This window comes from Ralstonia sp. SET104, from assembly GCF_003851545.1.
GTDB lineage: Bacteria > Pseudomonadota > Gammaproteobacteria > Burkholderiales > Burkholderiaceae > Ralstonia.
This window is the reverse complement of record NZ_BHVX01000010.1, coordinates 84,455-95,981: the sequence shown is the minus strand read 5'-3', so window position 1 is coordinate 95,981 and position 11,527 is coordinate 84,455. Positions and strand designations below refer to the sequence as shown.

Here is an 11,527-nt window from a genome sequence, read left to right as displayed (position 1 = left end):
ACGAGCGTGACCGCCCTACAGATTGCGCTGAATCACGTGCCGTGCTGCCACCCATTCCTCATTTGTCGGCTCTACCGCCACGCGAATCCCGCTCGCTGAACTGGAAATGATTGCTGCATGCGCCTGGTTGGCCGCGTCATCCAGTGCAGCGCCCAAATAACCGAGTGCGCCCACAACGCGTTCGCGCAGTACGGCGTTGTGTTCACCAATACCTGCCGTAAACACCAAAAAATCCAGGCCACCGAGCACCGCCACCAGGGCGCCGATCTCACGCACAATCCGGCGCACGTATAGCGCCAGCGCTGCCTTTGCCCGCGGGTTGTCGGCCTCGTGCGCAATCAGATCGCGCGGGTCGGAAGACAACCCTGACACGCCCAGCAGCCCCGATTCGTGATACAGCACGTTGCCGACCTGTGCGGGGGAAAGATGCTCCGTCTCCATCATGTAGAGCACCGCACCCGGATCAAGCGAGCCGCACCGCGTTCCCATCATCAGGCCATCCAGCGCGGAAAACCCCATGGTTGTAGCCACGCTCTTCAGCCCATGCATTGCACACAGGCTGGCACCGCTGCCCAGGTGCGCGACGATGGTGCGCCCCAGGGCGATATCGCCGTGCCGTTGCGGCAAAGCAATCGACATGTATTCGTACGACAACCCATGAAAGCCATAACGCCGCAGACCACGCTCCCATGCGGCGTAGGGCAGTGGCAGCATCGTCTCGACCTGTGGCAGCGTGCTGTGGAACGCCGTATCGAAGCAGGCCACCTGCGGCACGTCAGGCAAGCTCGACAGAAGCGCCTCGATGGCCTCCAGTGCAAACGGTTGATGCAGCGGCGCCAGCGGAATGTAGCTGCGTAGATCGGAAAGCACCTCCGCGTTCACACGTACCGGCGCGAAATACTTGGAGCCGCCGTGCACGACCCGATGTGCCACGGCCAGCAGCCGACGGCCGCCCAGCCTTTGCTCGACACGCTGGCGAATGTGCATGAGCGCCGCGTGATACGGCTGCGCAGCGTCAAGCTCCAGCGCCTGCGTCGGCGCGCTAGCCGCTGTCGCCGTGGGGTGGTCAGTGCCGATGCCCTCCACTTTCCCGCTCCACATGGGCGTGCGCGGCAATGGATGCAGGGTGGCATCGAACAACGCAAACTTGATGCTCGACGAGCCGCAGTTCAGTACGGCGATGCAATCGTTCATGGGGGTAAGTTGCGGTAGCGGTGAGCCAGCAACGTGGCAATGGCGCACGACGCGATGCGCGATTCGCGCGAGTCAGCGCGGCTGGTCAAAACAATGGGCACGCGGGCGCCGAGCACAATGCCCGCGCTGGCGGCCCCACCCAGGTATTCCAACTGTTTGGCGAGCATGTTGCCGCTTTCCAAATCGGGCACCACCAGCACATCGGCCTGCCCTGCCACTTCCGAAACAATGCCCTTGATGCGCGCTGCGGCGGCTGATACCGCGTTATCGAAAGCCAGTGGCCCGTCCAGCACACCGCCCTCAATCTGGCCGCGGTCTGCCATCTTGCACAGCGCGGCCGCATCGAGCGTGGCGGGCATACGCGGGTTCACGGTCTCGACCGCTGCAAGAATCGCCACCCGAGGCCGTTCAACGCCAATCGCATGGGCCAGATCGATGGCGTTGCGGATGATGTCCGCCTTTTGCTCCAGGGTCGGTGCGATGTTGATGGCAGCATCCGTGACGATAAACGGCCGCGGATACGCTGGCGACTGCATCAAAAAGCAATGACTGATCCGACGTTTGGTACGCAGCCCTGACTCCGCGCACACCACCGCCGCCATCAGCTCGTCGGTATGCAGGCTGCCCTTCATGAGCGCTTCTGCCCTGCCCTGCGTGACAAGCTCCACTGCGCGGCTGGCAGCAGCGCTGCTGTGCGGCACATCTTCGATTTCCATGTCGCTGAGGTCCAGGCCGGCCTCGGCGGCTATGCGCATCAACTTGGCACGGGGTGCGACCAGACAGGGCACGATGAGGCCTTCAGTGCGCGCGTCCATCACGGCAGACAGGCTCAGCGCATCGCACGGGTGAACCACAGCCATACGGATCGCCCCAAGGGGGCGCACATGGTCGAGCAGCCGGTGGATGCCGTCACCGCTGGTGGTAATACGCACATCAGGCAGCGTGGTACGCGCACGCTCAATCCGTTCGGTGGGCGCGATGACTTCGGCCTCCCCCGTGATGGCGACCGTGCCGCTGTCATTTGTGCAAGTACATGCCAGCTTGAGCCGCTTTTTTTCCTCCTCCTTGCTGACCACCGTCACGCGGATCGTCAAGGTGTCGCCAACGCGCACCGGTGCAAGGAATTGCAGCGTCTGCCCAAGGTAGATCGTTCCCGGCCCCGGCAACCGGGTCCCAAGCAAAGCGGAAATCAGTGCACCGCCCAGCATGCCGTGCGCAATCACGCCATGAAAGCGCGTGGATGCCGCAAATTCCGGGTCCAGATGCTGCGGGTTGACGTCCCCCGACAGCACCGCAAAGAGCTGGATATCTTCCGCCGTTAGCGTGCGCAGCATGGCGGCAGTGTCGCCAATGGCGATTTCGTCAAAGGTGCGATTGCGCACCACGCTCAGATCACCGGCCGGCAGCAACGCCGGCGGTGCAGGCAAATGATCGGGGCCCATGCGTGTTCGTCAGGAAGCTTTGTGAAGTTGACCGTTGCTCTTGCCGGGCGCAGGCACAAGGTTTGGCTGCACGAATGCGGAGCGGATGAATGTGTCGCCCTGCGCGCCCAACGCCGACAGCATGCCCTGCAGCGCCGTGTGCACCGGCATGGCATTGCCCGCCGTGCTCAGTGCGCGTACGCAAGCCTGCTGCCATTCCAGCATGACGCGCTGAGAATCTGCCACCAGGCTCGATTGGTTCGAGATAGCCGTCTGCAGCACACCCTGCAGCACCTGCACGGCACGCTGATTGGTCTGCCAGAATGCATTGGGCAGCAATGCTGCAAACGCGTTCCAGTCTTCAACGCTTTGCAGCGCAGCCAGTGCAGACTCCGTGCGGGCAACGTCTTCGGCCAGCAGCTCGGCACCCAGTTCATACCAGCGCTGCCGCGCTGCCTTGAGCAAACCCAACGTCTGCAGGCCACATGCGAGGTGCGCCTTTTGGAGCGCGAGAGGAAGGTTGGCGGATGTATCCATATTGGCTCCTTAAGCCATCTGGCTGATGGTTTGGCGAAAGCGCGTCAGTGATGCGACAAACAGCACGGCGCCGATTACGCAGATGGCCAGACACTGCGGCCACACGACCCCCAGCCCCGCACCCCGGTACAGAATGGCTTGCGACGCCGAGACAAATTGCGTGGTCGGCGCGGCGAACATGATGTACTGCACCACAGTGGGCATGCTCTCGCGCGGGGTGGTACCGCCCGAGAGCAACTCCAGCGGCAGCAGCACCAGAACCAACAGCATGCCGAACTGCGGCATGGACCGCGCCACCGTGGCAAGAAAGATCCCCATGGAGGTTGTGGCAAAAAGATGCAGCGTGGTCACCAGCATGAACAGCAGGATCGAGCCCTCGATCGGTACATGCAGCGCGCCCTGCACCACGCACACCAGTGCTACCAGCGCGGCCAGCACCACCACCAGCCCCATCGACCAGACCTTGGACATCATGATCTCGAACGGCGTGACAGGCATCACCAGCAGATGCTCGATCGTGCCGTGCTCGCGTTCGCGGATCAGTGCGGCGCCGGTCAGGATGATCGACAGCATGGTCACGTTGTTAATGATCTCCATCAACGAGCCGAACCACGTCTGTTCCAGATTGGGGTTGAAGCGCGTGCGCAGCACCAGATCGACCGGCGTGGCGGGCGCGGCGCGGTGACGCTGCAGGAACGCGTTCACCTCGCCCGAGACGATTTGCTGGATGTAGCCGTTGCCGGTAAAGGCCTGGCTCATGCGCGTGGCGTCAATGTTGAGCTGGATTGACGGAGCGCGCCCGGCAAGCACGTCACGCTGGAAATCGGGCGGAATATCGAGCACGAATGTGTAGCGGCCGCTGTCCATGCCCGGGTCCACCTCGGTGAGCGGAATGAGCGCCGGTGTGCGGAAATGCGGCGGATAGAAGCTCGAGACAATGCGCGCTGACAGCGGCGAGCTGTCTTCATCGACGATGGCGATCGAGGCATTGTGCAGGCTCTCGGGCATGGCGGTGGCCGCCACGTAGATCGACAGCGTGAAGGTGTAGACGATCAGCACCATCATCATCGGGTCGCGCAACAGGCTTCGCAATTCCTTGATGCCCAGCCGGAAGATGTTGCTCAGGCGAGCGGTGCGGCGATCGGTCAGAAGGCTTGGCATGGCGTGGTGCTCCTACCGGTCCTGCTTGCGCAGCATCAGCAATGTGGCACCCAGAATGACCGGCACCGCCGCCAGGAGCGGCCAGAATGCGCTGCCCAGCGCGCCCATATCCAGCGCCTTGCTGAACACGCCCCGGCTGATGGTCAGGAAATGCGTGGCCGGATACACGCGCCCGATCAGCGCACCCGCCCCTTCCAGCGACGACACAGGATTGAGCAGCCCGGCAAATTGCACGCATGGAATGATCGTGCCGATCATGGTGACGAACATGGCCGCGATCTGGCTTTGCGTGAAGGTGGAGGCAAACAGCCCGAAACCCGTCGAGCACGTCACGAAGATCAGCGCCCCCAATGCGAGCGTCGCAAAGCTGCCCTTGATCGGCACACCGAACACCGTCACCGCCAGCAGCGCCAGCAAGAGAAAGTTCAGCATGGCCAGCACGATATATGGCACCTGCTTGCCCAACACGAATTCCGCACGCGTCACCGGTGTCACGTAAAAATTGATGATGGAGCCCAGCTCCTTTTCCCGCACCACCGACAACGCCGCCAGCATGGCGGGAATCATCATCAGCAGCATTGGGATCACAGCGGGCACCATGGCGGGCAGGCTCTTCACGTCGGGGTTGTAGCGATAGCGCGTTTCAACGGTACTTGGCAGCGTGAGCCGCATGCCCAGCCGGTGCACGGCCGCATCGGCCAGCCAGAGCTGGTGGATGGCCTGCACGTAACCGCGCACGGTTTCGGCGCGGGTGGGCATGGCGCCATCCACCCAGGCACCGATCTGCACGGCCGCGCCGCGTTCCACGTCGCGCGCAAAGCCCGGCGGGATCTCAATCGCCAGCGACAACTCGCCGCTGCGCATGCGGCGGTCCAGCTCAGCGTAGTCGTGAATCGGAGGTTTTTCGATGAAATAACGCGAGCCCGCCAGATTGAGCGTGTAGTCGCGCGAGAGCGCGGTCTGGTCGCGGTCGAGCACGGCGTAGGTCAGGTTCTCCACATCCAGGCTGATGCCGTATCCGATGATGAACATCAGGATGGCTGTGCCCAGCAGCGCCAGCGTGGCGCGCACGCGGTCGCGGCGCAGTTCCAGCGTCTCACGGTGCGAATAGCTCAATGCGCGCGCAAAACTGAAGCGGCGGTGGGCGGACGTTCCGCTCAGCGCGTTGGCTTCGGCTGCGCGCGCCGGCAGCGGTGCGGCAACCTCGTCGGCGCCCGCAGCCGCTTCGGCAGCCTCCTGCAGATAGGCAATGAACGCCTGCTCCAGCGTCTGTGTGCCACGCGCGTGCACCAGCGCCGCAGGCGCATCGCTCACCAGCACGCGGCCGGCATGCATGAGCGAGATGCGGTCGCATCGTTCGGCCTCGTTCATGAAGTGCGTTGAGATGAAGATGGTCACGCGATCCCGCCGGGCGAGGTCGATCATCAGGCGCCAGAACATGTCACGCGCGACCGGGTCCACACCGGAGGTCGGCTCATCCAGGATCAGCAGTTCAGGCTTGTGCACCATCGCCACGGCCAGCGACAGGCGCTGCCGCATGCCCAGCGGCAAGCTCTGGGGCAGGCTGTCGGACACCTCCTGGAGCCCGAAGCGGGTCAGCATCTCAGCCACACGCGACTGCAGCTCGAGTTCGGGCACCTGGAACAGGCGCGCATGCAGCACGAGGTTCTGTCGCACGGTGAGTTCGCCATACAGCGAGAACGCCTGCGACATGTAGCCCACGCGCCGGCGTGTGTCGATGTCTTTCGGGTCGACCGGATGGCCGAACAACCACGCCTGACCTTCGCTGGCAGGCAGCAGGCCGGTGAGCATCTTCATGGTGGTCGATTTGCCGCAGCCGTTGGAGCCGAGAAAACCGAAGATCTCTCCGCGACGGATACGGAAGTCGACGTGGTCAACCGCCACAAAGTCGCCAAAGCGCATGGTCAGGCCGTTCGCCTGCACGGCCACATCGTCTTCTGCGGCGGCCAACAAGGGCGGCACCACCACGGCCTGATGCCCCTGCCGGCGCGTCAGCGGCAGCAGTGCAATGAACGCGGCTTCAAGGGAATCGGTACCGGCGCGGCTGCGCAGGCCGGCTGGTGTGCCGGTGGCAAGCACCCGCCCCGCGTCCATGGCGACCAGCCAGTCAAAACGTTCGGCCTCTTCCATGTACGCCGTGGCCACAATCACGCTCATGCCTGGGCGGCCAGCGCGAATACGGGCAATCAAGTCCCAAAACTGCCTGCGCGAGAGCGGATCAACGCCCGTGGTCGGCTCGTCGAGGATCAGCAGGTCCGGATCATGGATGAGCGCGCAGCACAACGCCAGCTTCTGTTTCATGCCGCCCGACAGCTTGCCCGCAGGCCGCGAGAGGAACGGCCGCAGGCCAGTGCTGGCCGTGAGTGCATCAATGCGGCGGCGACGCTCGGCAGCATCGTGGCCGAACAGGCGCCCGAAGAACTGAAGGTTCTCCTCGATCGACAGCGTGGGGTACAGGTTGCGCCCCAACCCTTGCGGCATGTAAGCGATGCGCGGGCCGACCGCGGCGCGCGCACGGCGATCGGCCATGTTGCTGCCCAGCACATGCACGGTGCCGTCCTGCAGGGCCCGCGCGCCGGCCACCAATGACAGCAGGCTGGACTTGCCCACGCCGTCCGGACCGATCAGCCCGACCATGCAGCCGGCAGGCAGGTCGAGCGTCAGACCATCCAGCGCCAGCGTCTTTCGGTAGCGCAGGCTCACGCCAGCAAGGCTGGCGACCGGTGCCACAAGGCGCGCGTCGTGCAAGGCGGGCGGATCGGCAAGCGTGGTCACTGCGGCACCTTGATTGCCAGGTTGGGCGGCCATTCGGCTTGCGCGTCGAGCTTGAGCCACGCCATGCCGGGCAGGCCCGTCTTCACCAGCTTCAGGTGCTTGCGCAGCAGATCGCGGTCAATCTGCGCCTTGACGCGGAACATCAGCTTCTGGCGCTCGCTGGCCGTCTCAACGGTCTTGGGGGTGAATTGCGCGGTGCTGGCCACAAACGACACGCGCGCAGGAATCACATACTGCGGCGCGGCGTCGAGCACGATACGCACCTCGCTGCCCATGGCGATGCGGCCGGCGTCCGTCTCCGGCACGAAGAAGGTCATGTAGACGTCGGACAGATCCACCAGGTTGAGCAGGCGTCCGCCGCCAGCCAGCACCTCGCCAGGCTGGGCGATGCGGTATTGCACGCGTGCGTCGCGCGGGGCGGTCAAGGCACTGTCATCGATATCGGCCTTGATGCGCAGTACGGTTGCGTCTGCCGCCTTGACGGTGGCACCGGCGCCCGCCACCTGTGTACGGGCTGCCGATACCGCTGCCTGCGCCGCCTCGGCTTGCGCGCGGGCCGCCACCAGTGCGGCCTTGGCGCTGTGCACGCGGGCGCGGTCGTCATCCAGCTCCTGCATCGACGATGCCCCCTCGTGCGACAGCGTTTCGGAACGCGCCAGCCGCCGCTGCGCGGCATCCAGGTCGCTCTCGCGCAGGGCGATCTGCGCCAGTGCGGCCTGCCGATCCGCCTCGCGTACGGCCACCTGGGCCTGTGCGCTCGCCACGCCAGAGACAGCTTGCTGCTGCCGCGCCTGGGCCTCGTCGCGCTGCGCCTCCAGCGTCTGCACCTGCATGTGCGCAAGCGGCTGGCCGGCCGTCACGAAGTCGCCCTCATCCACCAGGATGTCCTGCACGCGACCGGGTAGCTTGGTGGCCACGTCGATTTCGGTGGCCTCGATGCGGCCGTTGCCGCTCACAAAGCCCTTGCCGGGCCCCTCTTGCCGTAAAGCCTTCCACGCGAACACCCCACCGGCCACCACCAGGGCGGCAGCGAGCAGCGCAATCCATCGTTGTTGGGAAGTTATGGTCATGGTGTTGTTCCGCCCGGTACGCGCGGGGGCGGCGTCAGGCTCAGATGGGGTTGCGGTTCGGATGCGGACTCAGCGGCTTGCGTGCCGCCACCCAGCGCCGCATACAGGCCAACGCGGCTAGAGAGAAGCGCACGGCGCACCTGCACCAGTTGCTGCTGCGCAGCCAGCAGATCGCGCTGGGCGTCGAGCACTTCCAGGAACGTCGATGCGCCTGCGTCAAAGCGCAGTTGCGACAACCGCGCGCGTTCAGTCTGCGCTGCCAGTGCGGCCTGCGCGATGTCAAGCTGTTCGGCAAGCCACTTGCGTGCGGAGAGCGCGTCGGACACGTCGCGGAAAGCGTTCTGCACGGTCTTCTCGTAACCCGCCACGGCAAGGTCCCGGCGGGCTTCTGCCAGGTCGAGGTTGCTGCGCAGCTTGCCGCCCTCAAACAGCGGGAGACTGATGCTCGGGGCAAAAACCCAGGCGCGTGTGCCGGGTGCAAACAGATTGCCCAGTTCCGGACCGATCGTGCCGTAAGCGCCGGTCAGCGCCACGCGCGGGAAGAACGCTGCGCGGGCGGCGCCAATGCTGGCATGCGCGGCACGCAGCCGGTGCTCTGCGGCAACAATGTCCGGGCGCTGGGTCAGCAGATCGGAAGGCAAGCCTGCGCGCAGTTCGGCCAGCATGCGGTGTTCATCAAGCGGCTCTGCCAGCGGCGGCAAGTCGATGGGCTTGCCGACAAGCAACGCCAGCCCGTGCGCCTGCGCGTCGCGCGCCTGCTGCAATTGCGTCAGCAGTGCCTGCGCCTGGGTCAGCAGGGTCTCAACCTGCGTTTGGTTCAATCGTGAAGTCGCCCCCACCGCCACACGGCGCGAGAAGATGCGCAGGGTCTCGGTCCGGCTGTCCACGGTTTGTTGCGCCAGCGCGATGCGCTCGTCCAGTTCACGCAGCACCAGATAGCTGTCGGCCACCTGTGCGATCAGCCCAAGCGCCACCGCACGGCGCGCGGCGTCGGAAGCCACGTAGCTTTCCAGTGCGGCGTCGTTGAGGTTGCGCACGCGCCCCCAGAAATCGATCTCCCAACTGGAGACACCGGCCCCCACCTGGTATTGGCTTACACGTATCGGCATGCCGAAGGGGCTCAGGTCCGACGGAATGCTCAGGCGGTTGATGCCAGCCTGAGCGTCGAGGTGCGGAAATGCCTCCGCCCGCTGGATGCCAAACGCAGCACGCGCTTCTTCCACGCGCAGCACGGCAGTGCGCAGGTCGCGGTTGTTCTCCAGCGCCTGCCCGATCAACGCTTGCAGGCGCGTGTCCGTAAAGTACGCCTGCCAGCCGGTGGCCGCGGCTGACAGGCCGTCACGGCCATCGTCGGCTTCGTAGTGCTGGGCCACGGGCAGCACGGGCGCCTCGTAAGGCGGCGCCATCGAGATGCAACCCGACAGTGCCAGCACAGTGGTGGTGACCGCCGTAGTGACCACACGCATGCCGGCGCCCCTGCCACACGCCCCGCGTTGTTTCTGCACACGCATTTATTTCTCCAGCACGTAGCTGCCGGGCGCATCGGCCAGTGGCGGCAGTCCTGGGGCGCCCATCGTCGGTGGCTTCACCAGTGTCGCGCCCGATGCATGCCCGACCAGCCATGCATGCCATGCCGGCCACCACGAACCGTCGGTCGTGGGTGCGGATACCAGCCAGTCATCTGGCGCCGCCGATGTCTCGCCGACGTGGCGCGTCTGCATCTGAAACCGCCGATGCGAATTGACCGGCGGGCTGACGATGCCGGCGTTATGGCCGCCGCTTGTCAACACGAACGTGAGCGCCGCCTCGGTCAGGTGATGCAGCTTGTAGACCGAGCGCCACGGCGCCACGTGGTCGGTCAGCGTGCCCACCACGAAAATGGGAAGGTCGATATCGTTCAAGGCCACCGGCTTGCCGTTGACGGGGTAACGGCCCTCGCTCAGGTCGTCGTTCAGGAACAGGTGCCGCAGGTACTGGCTGTGCATGCGTGCGGGCATGCGCGTGGCATCAGCGTTCCAGGCCATCAGATCGTTCATGGGCGCGCGATCGCCCAGCAGGTATTCACCCACCACGCGCGACCACAGCAAGTCGTACGACCGAAGCATCTGGAAGGCTCCGGCCATCTGGCTGGCGCGCAGATAGCCGGTCTGCTCCATCTGTGCTTCAAGCAGACTGACCTGCGCCTCGTCGATGAACAGGCCCAGTTCGCCCGGCTCGCAGAAGTCTGTCTGCGCGGCAAAGAGCGTCATGGACGCCAGCCGAGCATCGCCATCGCGTGCCATGGCGGCCGCGGCAATGGCCAGCAGCGTGCCACCAAGGCAGTAGCCGGTAGCGTGTACGCGCTGGCCCGGCACGATGGTATTCACGGCATCGAGCGCGGCAAAAACACCGAGCTTGAGGTAGTCGTCCATGTCGAGGTCACGATCAGCCTCGTCCGGGTTCTTCCAGGAGATGCAGAACACGGTATGGCCCTGCTCTACCAGATAGCGGATCAGCGAGTTCTGCGGTGACAGATCCAGGATGTAGTACTTCATGATCCATGCCGGAACGATCAGGATGGGCTCGGCCTGGACCTTGCGCGTGGTCGGCGTGTACTGGATCAGCTCGATCAGGCGGTTGCGCAGAACCACCTTGCCGGGCGTTATGGCCACGTCGCGGCCCACCATAAAGCGTTCAGTACCCGCAGCCGGTGCGCCGCTCATGGAGCGCTCCAGATCGTCAAGCGCATTGAGCGCGCCGCGCACAAGGTTGGTGCCGTGCTGCTCAAAGGTCCGACGCAGGACAACGGGGTTGGTTGCCAGTTGGTTGCCTGGCGACATCATGTCGAGCCATTGACGCGCAGCAAAGGCAACCACGTCCTCATGGTGCTTGGCGACACCCCACACACCGTGCGTGGCCGCCTCCCACCATTGCTCGGTCAACAGGAAGGACTGATGCAGCACGTTGAACGGCCACAGGCGCCACTCGTCAGCCAGAAAACGACGGTCGCGTGCCGGCGGCTGGATGCAAAGACACACGTCCTGCGGGCCGCAGGCCATGCAGTTCCGGATGTAGCCGTCGAGTCGTTCGGCCTGCGTCAGCGCCAGGCGGCACAGATCCAGACACTTGCCGGGCGAAACGGCCAGATGCAGTGCCCAATCGAGCAGCGCCAGTTGCATGGATGCAAGCGACAGCGAATTCGAAGTGCGAGCAAGGGCGGCGTGAAACGGCAGATCGATTTGCTCTGCAGTCGGCAAAGACGGCACGGGGGCGGTGCGCATGGTTCGGGGGCGTCAAACGATTGCCAATATGCAATCCATTAGATGCCAGCAGCCACCGCCCAGAGTTGACACATCTCAAACCGAGACA

General features: G+C 64.7%; 8 protein-coding genes. All 8 read right to left on the bottom strand.

Annotated features, from left to right (window positions below):
* Positions 1 to 15: 15 nt before the first annotated feature.
* Genes PSUB009319_RS14425 through PSUB009319_RS14390 form a run of 8 tightly spaced genes read right to left on the bottom strand, consistent with a single transcriptional unit; the run spans position 16 to position 11,439 of the window.
* Positions 16 to 1,194: an acetate/propionate family kinase gene (locus PSUB009319_RS14425; RefSeq protein ID WP_124382911.1), complete on the bottom strand. Its 1,179-nt coding sequence runs from the start codon at positions 1,192 to 1,194 to the stop codon at positions 16 to 18.
* Positions 1,191 to 2,636 carry a bifunctional enoyl-CoA hydratase/phosphate acetyltransferase gene (locus PSUB009319_RS14420; protein ID WP_124382910.1) on the bottom strand — a complete coding sequence of 482 codons (1,446 nt, stop codon included), beginning with the start codon at positions 2,634 to 2,636 and terminating at the stop codon, positions 1,191 to 1,193. Before PSUB009319_RS14420 ends, PSUB009319_RS14425 begins: the two co-directional genes overlap by 4 nt.
* A 9-nt stretch (positions 2,637 to 2,645) precedes the next feature.
* Positions 2,646 to 3,152, bottom strand: a complete 507-nt coding sequence (locus tag PSUB009319_RS14415) for a hypothetical protein (RefSeq protein WP_124382909.1) — start codon at positions 3,150 to 3,152, stop codon at positions 2,646 to 2,648.
* A gap of 9 nt (positions 3,153 to 3,161) precedes the next feature.
* Positions 3,162 to 4,313, bottom strand: a complete 1,152-nt coding sequence (locus PSUB009319_RS14410) for an ABC transporter permease (RefSeq protein WP_124382908.1) — start codon at positions 4,311 to 4,313, stop codon at positions 3,162 to 3,164.
* A gap of 12 nt (positions 4,314 to 4,325) precedes the next feature.
* The gene (gene rbbA, locus PSUB009319_RS14405) at positions 4,326 to 7,142 is read right to left on the bottom strand and encodes a ribosome-associated ATPase/putative transporter RbbA (protein ID WP_124382907.1); all 2,817 of its coding nucleotides are present in this window, start codon (positions 7,140 to 7,142) and stop codon (positions 4,326 to 4,328) included.
* Positions 7,106 to 8,179, bottom strand: a complete 1,074-nt coding sequence (locus PSUB009319_RS14400) for an HlyD family secretion protein (protein WP_124382906.1) — start codon at positions 8,177 to 8,179, stop codon at positions 7,106 to 7,108. The genes rbbA and PSUB009319_RS14400 overlap by 37 nt, the downstream gene beginning before the upstream one ends.
* Complete coding sequence (locus PSUB009319_RS14395) at positions 8,176 to 9,690, bottom strand: efflux transporter outer membrane subunit (RefSeq protein ID WP_185453473.1); 1,515 nt, start codon at positions 9,688 to 9,690, stop codon at positions 8,176 to 8,178. Before PSUB009319_RS14395 ends, PSUB009319_RS14400 begins: the two co-directional genes overlap by 4 nt.
* A complete protein-coding gene (locus PSUB009319_RS14390) occupies positions 9,691 to 11,439 on the bottom strand; it encodes an alpha/beta hydrolase (RefSeq protein WP_124382905.1) in 1,749 nt (582 codons plus the stop codon).
* Positions 11,440 to 11,527: the final 88 nt, after the last annotated feature.

Excerpts from the sequence above, each read along its gene's own strand:
- PSUB009319_RS14410 (WP_124382908.1), bottom strand. The coding sequence starts at position 4,313 with ATGCCAAGCCTTCTGACCGATCGCCGCACCGCTCGCCTGAGCAACATC.
- rbbA (WP_124382907.1), bottom strand. The coding sequence starts at position 7,142 with ATGGCCGCCCAACCTGGCAATCAAGGTGCCGCAGTGACCACGCTTGCC.
- PSUB009319_RS14420 (WP_124382910.1), bottom strand. The coding sequence starts at position 2,636 with ATGGGCCCCGATCATTTGCCTGCACCGCCGGCGTTGCTGCCGGCCGGT.
- PSUB009319_RS14415 (WP_124382909.1), bottom strand. The coding sequence starts at position 3,152 with ATGGATACATCCGCCAACCTTCCTCTCGCGCTCCAAAAGGCGCACCTC.
- PSUB009319_RS14400 (WP_124382906.1), bottom strand. The coding sequence starts at position 8,179 with ATGACCATAACTTCCCAACAACGATGGATTGCGCTGCTCGCTGCCGCC.
- PSUB009319_RS14395 (WP_185453473.1), bottom strand. The coding sequence starts at position 9,690 with ATGCGTGTGCAGAAACAACGCGGGGCGTGTGGCAGGGGCGCCGGCATG.
- PSUB009319_RS14425 (WP_124382911.1), bottom strand. The coding sequence starts at position 1,194 with ATGAACGATTGCATCGCCGTACTGAACTGCGGCTCGTCGAGCATCAAG.
- PSUB009319_RS14390 (WP_124382905.1), bottom strand. The coding sequence starts at position 11,439 with ATGCGCACCGCCCCCGTGCCGTCTTTGCCGACTGCAGAGCAAATCGAT.